15 protein-coding genes are annotated in these 16,016 nt (G+C 32.7%); all 15 read left to right on the top strand.

What is annotated here, in order from left to right; translation table 11 throughout:
* Positions 1-21 precede the first annotated feature (21 nt).
* Positions 22-1,353, top strand: coding sequence for a UDP-glucose/GDP-mannose dehydrogenase family protein (locus tag V1497_RS17110; RefSeq protein WP_349408725.1), 1,332 nt, complete (start codon positions 22-24; stop codon positions 1,351-1,353).
* Positions 1,340-2,221 (top strand): UTP--glucose-1-phosphate uridylyltransferase GalU, encoded by an 882-nt coding sequence (galU, locus tag V1497_RS17105; protein WP_349408724.1) that lies wholly within the window; start codon positions 1,340-1,342, stop codon positions 2,219-2,221. Before V1497_RS17110 ends, galU begins: the two co-directional genes overlap by 14 nt.
* A 300-nt stretch (positions 2,222-2,521) precedes the next feature.
* On the top strand, positions 2,522-3,259 hold the full coding sequence (locus tag V1497_RS17100) for a YveK family protein (RefSeq protein WP_349408723.1): 738 nt from the start codon (positions 2,522-2,524) through the stop codon (positions 3,257-3,259).
* Complete coding sequence (locus tag V1497_RS17095) at positions 3,249-3,947, top strand: CpsD/CapB family tyrosine-protein kinase (protein ID WP_349410865.1); 699 nt, start codon at positions 3,249-3,251, stop codon at positions 3,945-3,947. Before V1497_RS17100 ends, V1497_RS17095 begins: the two co-directional genes overlap by 11 nt.
* A gap of 120 nt (positions 3,948-4,067) precedes the next feature.
* Complete coding sequence (locus V1497_RS17090) at positions 4,068-4,832, top strand: tyrosine-protein phosphatase (protein WP_349408722.1); 765 nt, start codon at positions 4,068-4,070, stop codon at positions 4,830-4,832.
* Positions 4,833-4,998: 166 nt separating this feature from the next.
* The gene (locus tag V1497_RS17085) at positions 4,999-5,667 is read left to right on the top strand and encodes an exopolysaccharide biosynthesis polyprenyl glycosylphosphotransferase (protein ID WP_349408721.1); all 669 of its coding nucleotides are present in this window, start codon (positions 4,999-5,001) and stop codon (positions 5,665-5,667) included.
* A gap of 21 nt (positions 5,668-5,688) precedes the next feature.
* A complete protein-coding gene (locus V1497_RS17080; protein ID WP_349408720.1) occupies positions 5,689-6,618 on the top strand; it encodes an NAD-dependent epimerase/dehydratase family protein in 930 nt (309 codons plus the stop codon).
* A 77-nt stretch (positions 6,619-6,695) separates the two neighbouring features.
* The gene (locus V1497_RS17075; RefSeq protein WP_349408719.1) at positions 6,696-7,925 is read left to right on the top strand and encodes a glycosyltransferase family 4 protein; all 1,230 of its coding nucleotides are present in this window, start codon (positions 6,696-6,698) and stop codon (positions 7,923-7,925) included.
* Positions 7,926-7,927: 2 nt separating this feature from the next.
* The gene (locus V1497_RS17070) at positions 7,928-8,959 is read left to right on the top strand and encodes a polysaccharide biosynthesis protein (RefSeq protein ID WP_349408718.1); all 1,032 of its coding nucleotides are present in this window, start codon (positions 7,928-7,930) and stop codon (positions 8,957-8,959) included.
* A complete protein-coding gene (locus V1497_RS17065; RefSeq protein WP_349408717.1) occupies positions 8,956-10,071 on the top strand; it encodes a capsular polysaccharide biosynthesis protein CapF in 1,116 nt (371 codons plus the stop codon). The genes V1497_RS17070 and V1497_RS17065 overlap by 4 nt, the downstream gene beginning before the upstream one ends.
* Positions 10,068-11,192, top strand: coding sequence for a non-hydrolyzing UDP-N-acetylglucosamine 2-epimerase (wecB, locus tag V1497_RS17060; RefSeq protein ID WP_349408716.1), 1,125 nt, complete (start codon positions 10,068-10,070; stop codon positions 11,190-11,192). Before V1497_RS17065 ends, wecB begins: the two co-directional genes overlap by 4 nt.
* 3 nt (positions 11,193-11,195) lie before the next feature.
* The gene (locus V1497_RS17055; RefSeq protein WP_349408715.1) at positions 11,196-12,404 is read left to right on the top strand and encodes a glycosyltransferase; all 1,209 of its coding nucleotides are present in this window, start codon (positions 11,196-11,198) and stop codon (positions 12,402-12,404) included.
* Between the two features lie 18 nt (positions 12,405-12,422).
* Positions 12,423-13,442 carry a DUF3880 domain-containing protein gene (locus V1497_RS17050; protein ID WP_349408714.1) on the top strand — a complete coding sequence of 340 codons (1,020 nt, stop codon included), beginning with the start codon at positions 12,423-12,425 and terminating at the stop codon, positions 13,440-13,442.
* 58 nt (positions 13,443-13,500) lie between these two features.
* Positions 13,501-14,628 carry a hypothetical protein gene (locus tag V1497_RS17045; protein WP_349408713.1) on the top strand — a complete coding sequence of 376 codons (1,128 nt, stop codon included), beginning with the start codon at positions 13,501-13,503 and terminating at the stop codon, positions 14,626-14,628.
* Between the two features lie 45 nt (positions 14,629-14,673).
* Positions 14,674-15,975, top strand: a complete 1,302-nt coding sequence (locus tag V1497_RS17040) for a hypothetical protein (protein ID WP_349408712.1) — start codon at positions 14,674-14,676, stop codon at positions 15,973-15,975.
* The last annotated feature ends 41 nt before the right edge of the window (positions 15,976-16,016 follow it).

Here is a 16,016-nt window from a genome sequence, read left to right as displayed (position 1 = left end):
AAGAAAAGCAGGTGGTAACCGATGAACATCTCTGTCGTAGGCACAGGTTATGTCGGGCTCGTTACAGGTGTCAGCCTTGCCGAAATCGGGCATCACGTAACCTGTATCGACATCGACCAGGAAAAAATCGAAAAAATGAAAGCCGGCATCTCCCCGATCTATGAACCAGGCTTAGAGGAAATGATGAAAAGAAACAGTGAAGCAGGCCGACTAATGTTCACGTCGGATTATGCAAAAGGCGTCGGTTCAGCGGAAATAGTTTATATCGCGGTCGGCACACCGCAAAACGAGGATGGTAGCGCTAATCTTTCGTTTCTTGAAAATGCGGTAAAAGAGGTAGCTGCACACCTGAAGCACTCCATCATTCTCGTTATAAAAAGTACAGTACCAGTCGGGACAAACGATTACATAAAAAAGTATTTGAAAGAATACGTACAAGAGGGGATTAACGTTGAAGTTGTCTCCAACCCGGAGTTTTTACGGGAAGGTTCAGCAGTAAAAGATACGTTTCATGGTGATCGGATTGTGATCGGGGCAGATGATGAAGAAGCTGCCCAAGTGATTGAAGACATCAACCTACCATTCGACATTCCGATTTATAAAACGGATATTCGAAGTGCCGAGATGATTAAATACGCCTCCAATGCTTTTCTGGCGACAAAAATCAGCTTCATTAATGAAATCTCGAACATATGTGAAAAAACCGGAGCGAACGTAGAGGATGTGGCAGCTGGAATGGGGATGGACAAACGGATTGGCAACCAGTTTCTTCAGGCAGGAATCGGATACGGCGGATCCTGTTTCCCAAAGGACACGAAAGCACTCGTCCAAATCGCCGGGAATGTCGAACACGATTTCGAGCTCTTAAAATCCGTCATCCGCGTGAACAATCACCAGCAAAAACTGCTTATCGATAAAGCGCTAAAACGATTCGGCTCATTGGAAGGAAAAAAAGTTGCAGTACTAGGCCTTGCCTTTAAACCGAATACCGATGATGTTCGGGAAGCCGCATCGATTCCGATCGTGAATGAACTAATTCGACAAGGCGCTCACGTTAAAGCCTATGATCCGATTGCGAATGAAAATGCGAAAAAGCTGTTACCAGAACAAACCAAATATGCCTCGTCTATTGAAGAAGCAATCAATAGTTCAGATTGTGTGTTCATCCTCACGGAATGGGACGAAATTAAACAATTTCCACTTTCTCAATATGGTGAATACATGAAAAATCCAGTTATTTTTGATGGACGAAACTGTCATTCACTCGAATCAGCTCAAACCACAAACATTGAATATCACTCGATGGGACGCCCAGTCGTAAATGGAAGAGGAGGTTCAAATGAAGGAAATTAAAAAAGCGGTCATTCCGGCAGCGGGATTAGGAACACGATTCCTTCCAGCCACAAAAGCAATGCCGAAGGAAATGCTTCCGATCGTCGACAAACCGACGATCCAATACATTGTAGAGGAAGCCGTAGAATCAGGAATTGAAGACATCATCATCGTCACAGGTAAAGGGAAAAGAGCGATCGAGGATCACTTTGACCTCTCGCTGGATTTAGAACAGACACTCGCCATGCGAGATAAACAAGAATTACTGGAAAAAGTCCAACACGCCTCTCACCTCGTAAACATTCACTATATCCGACAGAGAGAACCACTCGGATTAGGACATGCCGTCTGGTGCGCACGAAAATTCATCGGGGATGAGTCATTCGCAGTATTACTGGGTGATGACATCGTTGAAGCCAAAACGCCAGGGTTGAAACAACTTATTAACGAATACAATGAAACCGGCTCCTCAATAATAGGAGTTCAGCAAGTAGAAGATCATCAGACCCACCGTTATGGAATTATCGATCCCTTCGATAAAGTAGGAAGACGATACAGGTTCAGCAATGTGATCGAAAAACCGAAATACGATCCACCTTCCAACTTGGCAGTCATGGGCCGATACATCCTGACACCTGAGATTTTTGAACTACTCGAAAATCAACAAACTGGAGCAGGTGGAGAAATCCAACTAACGGACGCCATCCAAGCCCTCAACAAAACCCTAGACGTATTCGCTTACGACTTCCAAGGAAAACGATTTGATGTAGGAGAAAAACTAGGATTTATCCTCACAAACATTTATTTTGGATTAAAGGACAAGGACATCGGTGATGATCTATTAGAAGAACTGAAAAAGCTGTTATCAGGAGAGACACAGAAAAAATAATTCTGTGTCTCTTTTTATCCACGAGAAGTTTTCGTAGCATATCTTTTCAATACCTTCACAAATTTTACAAATAATCTCATAATTTCGACTTTAAACATTAGGAGTATAGAACCATTAAACATTTGAGTGTTCTGTCGATATTTACATTGTGAGTCAGTTTTCGATTAAGTTCCTCAAAAATACTTATTTTTACATAACTTTTACATAAAGTTTGGTAATTCAGGTAAAATTGGCTCAATTCTATGCTATAATACGACACATATGAACAGAGAGAACTAGTTAAAGGGGATAAGTAGAACAATGGAAGAAACGATCAGTTTAAAAGAAATATTCGAAACGTTGAAAAAACGACTCGCTATGATTCTATTAATAACATTAGTCGCCACAGCTGCGAGCGGGTTGATCAGTTATATGTTCTTAACGCCAATCTATCAATCTTCGACCCAAATCCTCGTCAACCAGTCCAATGAAAACCAACAAGTCGATTTCAATCAAGTACGAACGAACGTCGAAATGATTAATACATATCGCGTCATTATCAAGAGTGACAATATTCTTGAAAAAGTCCAAAATAAGTTAGATTCGAACGAATCCGTATCTCAACTAGATTCAATGATACAAGTAAACAGCGAACAAAATTCACAAGTATTCACAGTGTCTGTTCAACACTCTGACCCGGAAATGGCAGCAACGATTGCGAATACAGTTGCCAGTACATTCGAGTCCGAAATCAAAGAAATCATGAAATTAAATGTGAGTAATGTAACCATTCTTTCTAAGGCTGATACTCCTATGAGTCCAATTAAACCTAACCCTATGCTTAACATGGCGATCGCCTTTGTGGTTGGTTTAATGGCAGGTGTAGGTTTGGCATTCCTTCTAGAATACTTGGATAACACCGTAAAAACAGAGCAAGACATCGAGAAACAATTGGAACTACCGGTACTCGGTGTGATTGCAGAAATGAACGAAAAACAAATCCAACAATCCACTCACATGAGCAAGGTACGAGCAGGGAGTGAACGTTTTGAAGCGTAAGCATAAAAAAGCCGTTAGAGAATTTAAAGAACGAAGTCTTATAACACACTACAATTCAAAATCACCAATTTCAGAACAATATCGAACGATCCGATCAAACATTCACTTTTCTTCGATAGACACTGAATACCGTACGTTAATGGTCACCTCATCTGGACCTGGGGAAGGAAAGTCAACGACAACGGCAAACCTTGCAGTAGTAATGGCCCAGCAAGGAAAAAGAGTCTTGTTAATTGACGCTGATCTTCGAAAGCCAACAGCGCACTATACTTTCAGAGTGAGTAATGCAAAGGGTCTTACAAATGTTTTGACGAGACAAGTTAATTTACTAGATGCAGTTAGTTTGACTGAAGTGGATCGACTTCACATCCTGCCTAGCGGTCCTGTACCTCCCAACCCGGCTGAATTGTTAGGATCTAGAATGATGCAGGAATTAACCAAAGAAGCCTTAGATGAATTTGACATGGTAATCTTTGATACACCACCAGTGTTAGCGGTAACAGATGCGCAAATCCTAGCCAATACATGTGACGGGGTTGTATTAGTAGTCGGTAGTGGTGTAACGGAAAAAGATGCAGCTCAGAAATCAAAGGAATTGTTAGTAGCAGCTAAGGCTAAGTTACTAGGTGTGGTGTTAAATCGAAAGAAAATGGATGACAAAAATTATTACTATTATTATGGGAATTAAATAAAAATCGCACACAAATCGACAATTTTAGCTATTGCTTCCAGATTTAGCTATGCTAAAATAATTTACAGGTGACAAAAAATAGGTATAAAGGATTAATTAACCAAAGGAGGTGTCAAAATGATTGATATTCATTGTCATATCCTACCTGGTATTGATGACGGGGCCAAAACTTTTGAAGACAGTGCGAAAATGGCAAAAGTAGCAATAGAAGAAGGTATTACATCTATCATCGCGACACCCCACCATAATCATCATTATCAAAATCATGGTAAAGAAATTGAAAATCATGTAGCACGATTAAAGGAACATCTTCAAAACGAAAAGATCAATCTCGAAATACTACTTGGACAAGAACCTCGTATAACAGGGGATTTTTTAGAGCAATTAGAAGTTGGCGAAATCATTACCTTATGTGATCAAGGGAAATATGTACATATTGAACTACCGTCAAACCAAGTTCCACGATATACCAAATCCATTATATTTGAATTGCGACTAAAGGGAATCACACCCATCATTGTCCATCCTGAGCGGAACTCAGAAATCATGGAGGACCCGGAATTACTTTATGAACTTGTTACAGAAGGCGCTTTGACTCAAGTAACAGCTGCAAGTTTAACAGGGGAATTTGGTAAAAATATTCAAAAGTTTTCTTTTCAATTAATCCAACACAATCTCACGCATTTTGTAGCTAGCGATGCACATAATATTTCAAATCGTTCGTTCAATTTCAAAGAAGCTTTTAAAGTAATTGAAAAAAAAATAGGTATTAATGAGAAAGCTAAGTTGCAAGAAAATGCGAAAGCAATGGCTAAAGGAGATATTATTTATAGTGAGTCACCTATATTAATAAGAAAGAGAAAAATATTAGGAATCTTTTGATATAAGATCTTAGAAATTAGAGTGTTTAAAAACTGTTTTTGTTTTAGAATTGTGTAGCCGGATATATTATTTTAAGAAGTTTTAAGGTGATTTATTAAAATAGATTAAGACCTATACACAGTATGATGTAGCTCATAAGGAATATTTATAAAGAGGGTGGGTTTATTTGGCATTACAAAAGGGTTTTGATAATTTACATGATGAGTTTTCCCTTTCGTACAATAGTGATTTATTACATACATATAAAAGTTCACAACTACTTTTTTCTACAAGGAAACGTGTTTTAGATATTTTAATAGCAATTATTGGGTTATTGCTAACACTTCCTATTTTGTTATTAGTTTCTATAGCGATTAAGTTGGAATCACCTGGAAGCATATTGTATTTTCAAGAACGCGTTGGCAAAGACGGGAAATATTTCAATATTATAAAATTACGATCCATGTATAGCGATGCTGAAAAAAAAGGAGCTCAATGGGCCATAAAAAATGACCCTCGAGTAACCATGATTGGTGCTTTTATACGGAAGACAAGAATTGATGAAATACCACAATTAATAAATGTATTAAAAGGTGATATGAGTATCATCGGCCCACGCCCAGAGCGTCCAATATTTACAGCACAATTTAATAAAGAATTACCTGGGTTTGTAAATCGTTTAGCGGTTAAACCGGGCATAACTGGTTGGGCACAAGTGAATGGCGGGTATGAAATATCCCCTCAAGAAAAGTTGGAATTTGATCTATTCTATATTGAAAATATGTCAATTAAATTGGACCTAAAAATAATAGTGAAAACGATATCAATTATCTTCACAGGTGAAGGTGCAAGATAAAATTAATCACGAGGTGTAAAAATGGCAAAGGTTCTAGTTACAGGTGGCTGTGGTTTCATTGGTTCCCATATAGTTGAAAAGTTAGTTGAACGGAAATTTGAAATTGTGGTCGTTGATAATTTAACAACAGGTAAATTATCTAACATAGATTTAAGTTTAGTAGACTATTATAACTGTGATATTAATAGTAGGGATTTTGATAAAGTTGTTGCTAAAACAATGCCCCAATTTATTATTCATCAAGCTGCCCAAGTAAGTGTTCCAAAATCAATAAAAGATATAATATATGATACGGAAGTTAACATTGGAGGTTCTATAAGAGTAATAGAAGCAGCTAAAAATTATGGAGTGAAAAAAATCATTTTTGCTTCTACAGCAGCAGTTTATGGTGAACCTCAATATTTACCAGTAGACACTCGGCACCCTGTTGATCCCTTATCCCCCTATGGACTCTCAAAATATACAGTAGAAAACTATTTAAAATTAGCTAAAAGTTGTTACGGTTTAGACTATACTATACTTCGCTATAGTAACGTTTATGGGCCTCGTCAAAATGCTAAAGGGGAAGGTGGGGTTGTAGCAATTTTCTCTGGATTACTATCACAAAACCAAGAAGTATTAATACATGGGGATGGGATGCAAACTAGGGATTTTGTTTATGTGGAAGATGTTGCTAATGCTAATCTTAAAGCCCTAGAAAAAGGAAGTAGTAGTATATTAAACGTGGCGACATCTACGCAAATAACCATTAATGATTTATTTAACACTGTTAAAAAATATAGTAACGCAACTGTCGTTCCAAATTTTTCCGATGTTCGGGATGGTGATATTAAGCATAGTGTATTATGTAATAAATTAACTAGAGATACTCTCGATTGGGAAGTTGAATATAATATAGAGGAAGGTATTAATAAAACTGTAAACCAATATAACGGGACAGTAGTAGTGTAATTACAATATATTAATGTTTGTACATAATAAATATTTAATTAAACATGCATTTAATAGGAAAGAAGAGATTAGTTAATATGAGTAAGAAGAAGGATGTTCTGTTCTTATGCCAATACTTTTACCCTGAGTTTATTTCATCTGCTACGCTACCTTTTGATACAGCTTTATCTCTTTCAAAAGAAGGATTAGATGTCGAGGCGTTGTGTGGTTATCCCAAAGAGTATAACTTAGAAAATAATGTCCCTTTAATAGAAACCTACAAAGGAATTAAAATTACAAGATTAAAGTATCTTCAGCTTAAACGGAGTAATTTTGTTGGAAGACTAATTAATTATTTTTCATTTACAATAGCTGTAATCTTACGTTTTTTAAAATTAAAAGATTACAAGGTAATTATAGTATATTCAAACCCACCAATTTTACCACTTATTGCATCATTAGCTAAGAAATTCTTTAATACCAAAGTTGTTTTTGTAAGTTATGATATATATCCCGAAATTGCGTATGTAACTAATACAATTAACAAAAATGGAGTATTAGGGAAATTAATGGAGTATATTAACGGGTTTGTGACGAAACACATAACCAAAGTTATTGCTTTATCAAATGAAATGAAAGATTATTTGCTTGAGCATAGAATATGGTTAAAAGACAGTCAGGTTGAAGTAATACCTAATTGGTTTGAGAATAAAAAAATGCCTGATTCTGTTGATTCTAAAAATATTTTCAGTAAATTAAAAAATGGTAATAATTTAGTGGTCTCTTATTTTGGAAATATGGGAACCTGTCAGGATCTTGATACACTAATTAAAGCTTGTAGAGAACTTAAAAAAAATAATAGGGTCAAATTTTTGTTTGCTGGGCACGGAAATAAACTTGAGTACTTAAAAGCTGTTGTTAAGAATGAAAGGTTATCCAATGTATATGTATATGATTTTTTACATGGTAAGGATTTTGAAGATGCACTAAATATTAGTGATACTTTTATAGTGAGTTTAGCTGAAGGGTTATCAGGTTTGGCAGTTCCAAGTAAAACATATAGTTATATGATGACAGGAAAGCCTGTAATTGCAGTAATAGATAAAAATTCAGATATAGCCAATGATCTAATAGATAATCACGCAGGCTATGCCATGGAAGTAGGAGAAAGCTCTAAATTAGTAAGTGCAATCCTAGAGCTTCTCAACGATTTAAATAAGCGTAGTTCTATGGGGGATAATTGCAGGAAAATATTTCTCGAAAAATATACCACAGAAATATGCACACAAAAATATGTAAAAATGATAAAGAGGGTACTGGAGGATTAATAATGTTTAAAGACAAAACGCTTTTAATAACAGGCGGTACAGGTTCTTTTGGAAATGCAGTAATGAGAAGATTTCTAGATACTGATATAAAAGAAATTCGTATTTTTTCAAGAGATGAAAAAAAACAGGAAGACATGCGAAAATTATATAAAAATGACAAACTCAAATTTTATATAGGTGATGTCAGGGATTTAGCAAGTGTGAAGAATGCTATGTATGGAGTGGATTACATTTTTCATGCAGCTGCTCTTAAGCAAGTTCCATCCTGTGAGTTTTTTCCATTAGAAGCTGTAAAAACAAATGTATTAGGCACTGATAATGTTCTGACAGGAGCTATTGAAACAGGGGTAAAAAAAGTTATATGTTTATCTACAGATAAAGCAGCATACCCAATAAATGCAATGGGAATATCAAAAGCAATGATGGAAAAGGTATTTGTCGCTAAGGGTAAGACGGTAAATCCGGAAAACACTTTAATTTGTGGTACACGTTATGGTAATGTTATGGCTTCTAGAGGATCTGTAATCCCTCTTTTTATTGAACAAATTAAAAATGGACAACCTATTACCATAACTGACCCTAATATGACTAGATTCTTAATGAGTCTTGAAGAAGCAGTAGAACTTGTAATTTTTGCATTTGAAAACGCAAAAGCAGGAGATATAATGGTGCAAAAAGCTCCTGCATCAACAATAAGAGATTTGGCACAAGCTCTTCTAGAACTTTTTGATGTAAATAATGACATTAAAATAATTGGTACTCGTCACGGGGAAAAACTATATGAAACACTACTAACTCGTGAAGAACATTTAGTTGCAGAAGACTTGGAAGGATTTTATCGAGTTCCTGCCGATAAAAGAGATTTAAATTATGACAAATATTTTGTAGAAGGTGATAGAAATCTATCTTCAGAAGAGGAGTACAATTCTCACAATACACAACAATTAACTATAAAACAAATTAAGGAAAGATTGTTAACCCTAGATTATGTTCAACAAGAATTACAAATAATGAAGAGGAAGGTTTATGTATGAAGATATTAGTCACTGGTGCTAATGGATTTATAGCAAAAAATCTCATAACTGAATTACGAAACCAGAACTATACTGATATTTTTGAATACACAAGAGAAACTAGCTCATTACTACTAGATGAATATTGTAGAAAAGCAGATTTTGTATTTCACCTTGCTGGTGTAAACCGTCCTGATAATTCAGATGAGTTTATGGAAGGGAATTTTGGTTTTACTTCTACTTTACTTGCAACATTAAGAGAACATGATAATTATTGCCCGGTTTTAATTTCGTCCTCAACGCAGGCATCAGAGAACAATCCGTATGGAAAAAGTAAAAAAGCCGGTGAGGACTTACTTTTTGAATATGCTTCTGAAACCGGAGCAAAAGCACTTGTGTATCGTCTTCCAAATGTTTTCGGCAAATGGTGTAGACCTAATTATAACAGTGTAGTTGCAACTTTCTGTCATAATATTGCTAATGACATACCAATTACTATACATGATCCTAGTGTGAGTATGAACTTAGTTTATATTGATGATGTTGTGGCGGAGCTGATTTCTGCCTTAAATGGGAATATGAATTTAGTTGGAAAATATTGCGAAGTACCAGTTGTTCACAAAGTTACGCTAGGTGAAGTTGCAGATTTAATTTATTCATTTAAAAACAGCCGTGAAGAACGGTTTATTCCTGATATGTCTAACCCACTTACCAAAAAATTATACAGTACATATTTGAGTTATTTGAAAGAAGATCAGTTTAGTTATGAACTTAAGATGAATGTGGATCAAAGAGGCTCTTTTACCGAATTTATTAAAACTCCAGATAGAGGTCAGGTTTCCATAAATATTTCTAAACCAGGTATCACTAAAGGTAACCATTGGCATCATACAAAAAACGAAAAATTCCTGGTGGTAAGTGGATATGGAGTTATTCGTTTTAGAAAGCTACACTCTAATAATGTGATAGAATATTTTGTTAGCGGTGATAAATTGGAAGTAGTCGATATACCAGTTGGTTACTCACATAATATCGAAAATTTAGGTGAAACTGACATGGTGACCATTATGTGGGCAAATGAGCTTTATAATGCTGAATATCCAGATACTTACTACTTGGAGGTAAATAAGTGAAACAATTAAAAGTTATGACAGTAGTTGGTACAAGACCAGAAATAATAAGGTTATCAGCTGTTATAAATAAATTAGAAGATTCTAAAGCAATAGACCATATACTTGTACATACAGGACAAAATTACGATTATGAATTAAATGAAGTTTTCTTTAATAATTTTGGTTTGAGCAAACCAAATTATTTTCTTAATGCAGCGAGTGGAACAGCCGTTGAAACAATAGGAAATATACTTGTGAAAATTGATCCTGTAATGGAAGAAGTTAAACCAGATGCTCTTTTAGTATTAGGAGATACCAATAGTTGTTTATGTTCACTGGCTGCCAAAAAGAAACATATCCCAATATTCCATATGGAAGCTGGTAATAGGTGCTTTGATCAAAGAGTACCTGAAGAAACAAATAGAAAAATTGTCGATCATATAGCAGATATCAACTTAACATACAGTGATATAGCCAGAGAATATCTATTAAGAGAAGGTTTGCCTGCAGATAGAATTATTAAAACAGGCAGTCCTATGTTTGAAGTAATTAACTCAAGAAAATTCGACATTGAAAAATCTGAAGTATTGGAAAAGTATGAACTGAGTAAGAATAATTATTTTGTTGTTTCTACTCACAGAGAAGAAAATATTAATTCTGATACAAATTTTTTCGATTTAGTTGATAGCATAAATGGGGTAGCAGAAAAATATAATATGCCGATTATCGTTAGCACTCATCCAAGAACAAAAAAAATGATAGAAACAAAAGGTGTGAAATTTAACCATCTGGTAAAAACTTTAAAACCGTTGGGGTTTAATGATTACATAAAATTACAAATTAATGCTAGAGCTGTACTTAGTGATAGTGGAACAATCAGTGAAGAATCTTCAATACTTGGATTTAAAGCTCTAAACATTAGACAATCCCATGAAAGACCTGAAGCAATGGAAGAAGCTTCTGTAATAATGGTAGGCTTAAAGAAAGAGAGAATATTACAAGGGCTAGAAATCTTAGAAACACAAGAGATTGATACATTACAGTTAGTTAAAGATTATAGTATGCCTAATGTTTCAGAAAAGGTTTTGAGAATAATTTTATCTTATACAGATTATGTAAATAGAACTGTCATGGGGAAGTAGATAATGAAGGTATTACAAATTAATTCAGTATGTGGGACTGGAAGTACCGGAAGAATCGTTACGGACATCCATAAAATATTAATTGGACAAGGACATGAGAGTTATATTGCATACGGAAGAGGTAAGGAAATAAAGATTGAAACAGCAATGAGGATAGGTACAAAAAAAGATAACTACTCACATGTCGCTCTAACAAGGTTATTTGATAAGCATGGTATGGGCTCCAAGAAAGCAACTTTACAACTCATTGAGAAAATAAATAGGATGGATCCAGATGTTATACATTTACATAACCTCCATGGATATTATATTAACATAGAAATTCTATTTAACTATCTAAAAAATGCTAAACACCCTGTTCTTTGGACATTACATGATTGTTGGACATTCACCGGACATTGCTCTCATTTTGATTATATTGGATGTGACAAATGGAAAAAAGGATGTCGTAGTTGTCCGCAAACAAATGAATATCCAAAGAGTATTCTAATTGATAATTCCAAGTCGAATTTCATTAGAAAAAAAGAAATTTTTAATGGGGTTGATAATCTTACTCTAGTTACTGCATCTAAATGGTTACAGAATTTAGTCCAAGAATCTTTTTTGAATAACTATCCAGTTAAGCAAATTAATAATGGAATTGATTTGAACAAATTTAAACCAACACAAAGTCACTTTAGAAGAAAATATAATATTGAAAATAAGTATCTAATTCTGGGAGTTGCTCATGTTTGGGGAGAAAGAAAAGGTTTCTATCATTTTATTGAATTATCAAAAAGATTAAAGGAAGATGAAGTAATTGTATTGGTAGGATTAAACGAAAAACAAAAAAAGGAATTACCGGTAAATATTATAGGTATAAAGAGGACTAATGATATTAGGGAATTAGCAGAAATTTATTCAGCAGCAGATGTATTTGTCAATTTAACACTAGAAGAAGTAATGGGATTAACTAATGTTGAAGCATTAGCTTGTGGAACTCCAGTAATAACTTATAATTCCGGTGGTAGCAAGGAATGTGTAGATAAAGACTGCGGTGTGATTATCGAAAAGGGGGATATATCTAAATTAGTTAGTACACTTAAAATGTTTAAAAAAACAGGTAAAAGTAGATACTTCGAAGCTAGTCAGAAAAGAGCAAATTTATACTATAACAAAAATGATAAGTTTTTAGAGTACACGAAGCTCTATGAACAACTTATAAATACTTAAATTCATTTGAGGGATTATATGAATAAGGTACTGTTAATTGGACCAGAATATTTTGGTATAAATGAAAGTGTTGAGAAGGCGTTTTTAGATAAGGGATTTAAAACCACAGTAATAAATTTTAGTGAGTCATATCCTGTTAATTACAAGACAAAAATTACTCATGGGCTATTAAATAAATTAGGTATTGGCTACTTTATGAAAAGGTATAATGACGAAATCAATAAAGATATAGTGGAAATTTATAGATCACTTGAACCCGACATTGTAATTATTATAAAGGGTCATAAGATATATCAAGAGACATTAAACGAGATGAAAAATTCTAAACTAATACTATGGATGATGGATTCTGTTAAAAGAGTAAATGAAATATGGGGTACAATAAATACCTATGATTATGTATTTGTCTTTGAAGAAGATGATGTGAGTTTTTTAAGTTCAAAAGGTATAAAATCATACTATCTTCCACTAGCACTTGATAGAAATAAGTATTGGCCAATTAAAAATAGGAAAGAACTTGATATAGTGTTTATTGGGTCGTTATACCCTGAAAGAATCAAAGTATTAAAGGAAATAATTAGAGAATTCCCCCAAAAAAACATAGTAATATATGGGAAGTTTCCATCTTGGAAAATACAATTAATGAATATTAATTTGCGGATTGGGAAGTACCGTAAATATTTTAATATTAAATCTGTAAATCCAAAGGATATAAATGTTATATATTCTAAATCAAAAGTTATATTAAATCTACATTTAAACTTTTCATTAAGCGGATGCAATTTACGCTTTTTTGAAATTGCAGGAACAAAAAGTTTACAAATTGTAAATAGAAAACATCTAATCGATACATATTTCAATATGGAAGAATTAGTGTTTGATAGCTATGAAGATTTAATTAGAATTATTAAAAATGTATTTGATGATAATATAGAAACAACCAGTATTATTGATAAAGTATACAACGAGGCAATAATTAGCCATACATATACAAACAGAATAGATGTTATATTAAATTATTTATCTAAAAAAAATTAACATGTATTGAACACATTAACAACAATATTCACCACAAATTGTTAGGTAGGTTAAATAATTGAGTAGAATATTAGAAGTAATTTGGGTTCTTGCAGTAATTGCGCTAAGTGGTTCGGTTATATATTTGAACTACAGTGATTATCTTAGTATTTTATTTATATTTGTTTCCATTTTTATGATAATTATAAATTATAAAAAAATAAGTATAGTAAAACATGAATTAATGACTATTAATTTATATTTTTTCTTATTATTCTTTAGTGCTTTTTATTCCTTATTAATTGAGAATTTCATTAGTATGAATTTGATTACATATTCGGTTAAATTAATCTTAATCTATTTAGGAATAAAAGTAATAAGTATTGATCGTTTTTTTTACTTACTTAGCAAAATTATACTAATTTTATCAATTATATCTTTCAGTTTTTACTTAATAGTAATAATAGGAATTAAACTCCCCATAACCTACGGGGTAATAGGTGAAATACCCTCTTATTTTTACATTTTAAGGACCACAGGTATTGATTTTAATGTAAAGTTTGAATTAATAAGAAATTCTGGTATCTTCTATGAACCAGGTTTGTATCAGGTGTTTTTAAATATAGCACTGATTCACTTTTACTTAATAAAGAATAAAAAAATCCCTGCATTTTTATTAGTTCTATTTATACTAACGACACTCTCCCCTATAGGACTGTTTGTCGCTTTTATTATCTTGTCTTCTAAATTCATGAAAAAAATCAGTAAAGCCCAAAATTTCATCGTCTTAGTATTCTTATTTATCACTACTCTTATTATACTGATTCCATTTCTAGAATCTAAAATATCAACACTTTCATTTCAGTTAAGGTTATATGACTTAAAGCAAGGAATAAATCTAATTTTTAAAAACATATTTTTAGGAATTGGTTTTGAAAACCATCAAGGCTATATAACAAATTCAGAAAATAGATTTGGATTAGCACGAAAAAATAGTAACGGTCTAATCAGTTTATTTTTACAGAATGGTATTTTATTTGGGTTATATTACCTATACATACTTAAAAACGGTTTGAAAAATAGTGGATATAAATTTATAGGTTTTGCAATTTTAGTGATTCAATTAATAAGTCAACCAATTTATGCATCAACATTATTTATGTCTTTTATTGCAAGTGGATTTATATACTTTAATAAAAAAGGTTAACCTGTATCCCTAAATACTGAATAAGGTATGAAAGTTGGTAATAGAGTGAAAAAAAATATGGATTTAAAACATGAAGAATATTTAAAAATTCTAGATAATATTTCGTTAAAAGAATTAGAAAACATTAACATAAGAAGCATTCTATATAACGATATATGGTTCTCATTTAATATGACTTACTCATTTATTATAAAGCAAATTCTTAGTAGGTTGTTTACAATATATTTTTCTATAAGTAGAAAAAATGGAAATTCAGAAAAGAATCTTCTTTTCACCATCATATATAATAGACAAGATCATGATGCATACTGGAATATTTTCAAGGAAGTGGTAGGAAATTACCAAGAGGTTAAAATGATTTATAATAGAGGAAAAAGGAAGATAAATAAAAATTTTATTATTGATATCGCTAAATTTGTTAAAATTTTTATGGTTTTAAAGCACATACGCCTTTTTAAAAGTAGACTTTGGTTTACCTTGCAAATCTTAAATGCAATAAAAATCAAAAGATTTATAGAAAATATGAATATTAAATGTAATGTACTTTATACATTTTATGATGGGGGATTCGAAGGTAATATTTTGTCACAGTACTTTAAAATACAAGGAGCCACGACTGTTACACTGCAACATGGACAGTGCTTATACAGAGATAGAACTAAAGACAGAATTAATCAAAGTGTAATTTTAAATTTTATAAGTGATTATTGCATATGTAAAGGAGATTTTGCTAAAAGACAATTTATTAAGGCGGGTGTATCTGCAGACCGAATATTACCACTTGGAAATTTAGAATGTTTAAAAGAATCATTTAAAAAGGATATGAATAATCAAGAGAATAATAATAAATTATTTTGTGTTTTCTTAGATACACCCAGTTATCCATTTTATGAAGATTCTACTGAAAAGTTAGTAAATATCGCTAACGATTTTTCAAAGAAATATGGTTATAAATATTATTTGAAACCTCATCCTGCTGATAACAAGATGATTTTTAAAAAGTATATTAATAATTCATATTGTCAAAAGATACTTGAAAAAAATTATACGATAGATTATATAAAACATTATGTGGATTTTTCCATTTTTCATGCTAGTGCAATATATGCTGATATGCTACTGAAGAAAATGAAATCATATAAGTTAAAAACAGATGTTGATTTTAATATAGTTCTTAATGAGCGAGATCTATTTGAAAATACTAACCAATTAATAGATAGGGTAAGTAATTGGGGGAAGCTTAATTTGGATGAAAAAGAAAAATATTTTGAGATCCAAAATCACTTATATTCTAATCCGAACAAAGTTAAAGAGAGGTACTTAGATTTTATTAATTCTCTTGAATAATATATATCCTTGAAATAAGAATAGGATAAATAAATTCTAAT

This window comes from Pseudalkalibacillus sp. SCS-8, assembly GCF_040126055.1.
Taxonomy (GTDB): domain Bacteria; phylum Bacillota; class Bacilli; order Bacillales; family Fictibacillaceae; genus Pseudalkalibacillus; species Pseudalkalibacillus nanhaiensis.
Note: the sequence above shows the minus strand (reverse complement) of the source record. Positions and strands in the feature narration are given on the sequence as shown.

Bases quoted from the DNA above. Each gene is read 5' to 3' on its own strand.
- V1497_RS17065 (WP_349408717.1), top strand. From the start codon at position 8,956: ATGAAGATATTAGTCACTGGTGCTAATGGATTTATAGCAAAAAATCTC.
- V1497_RS17100 (WP_349408723.1), top strand. From the start codon at position 2,522: ATGGAAGAAACGATCAGTTTAAAAGAAATATTCGAAACGTTGAAAAAA.
- V1497_RS17090 (WP_349408722.1), top strand. From the start codon at position 4,068: ATGATTGATATTCATTGTCATATCCTACCTGGTATTGATGACGGGGCC.
- V1497_RS17055 (WP_349408715.1), top strand. From the start codon at position 11,196: ATGAAGGTATTACAAATTAATTCAGTATGTGGGACTGGAAGTACCGGA.
- galU (WP_349408724.1), top strand. From the start codon at position 1,340: ATGAAGGAAATTAAAAAAGCGGTCATTCCGGCAGCGGGATTAGGAACA.
- V1497_RS17050 (WP_349408714.1), top strand. From the start codon at position 12,423: ATGAATAAGGTACTGTTAATTGGACCAGAATATTTTGGTATAAATGAA.
- V1497_RS17070 (WP_349408718.1), top strand. From the start codon at position 7,928: ATGTTTAAAGACAAAACGCTTTTAATAACAGGCGGTACAGGTTCTTTT.
- V1497_RS17075 (WP_349408719.1), top strand. From the start codon at position 6,696: ATGAGTAAGAAGAAGGATGTTCTGTTCTTATGCCAATACTTTTACCCT.
- V1497_RS17110 (WP_349408725.1), top strand. From the start codon at position 22: ATGAACATCTCTGTCGTAGGCACAGGTTATGTCGGGCTCGTTACAGGT.
- V1497_RS17080 (WP_349408720.1), top strand. From the start codon at position 5,689: ATGGCAAAGGTTCTAGTTACAGGTGGCTGTGGTTTCATTGGTTCCCAT.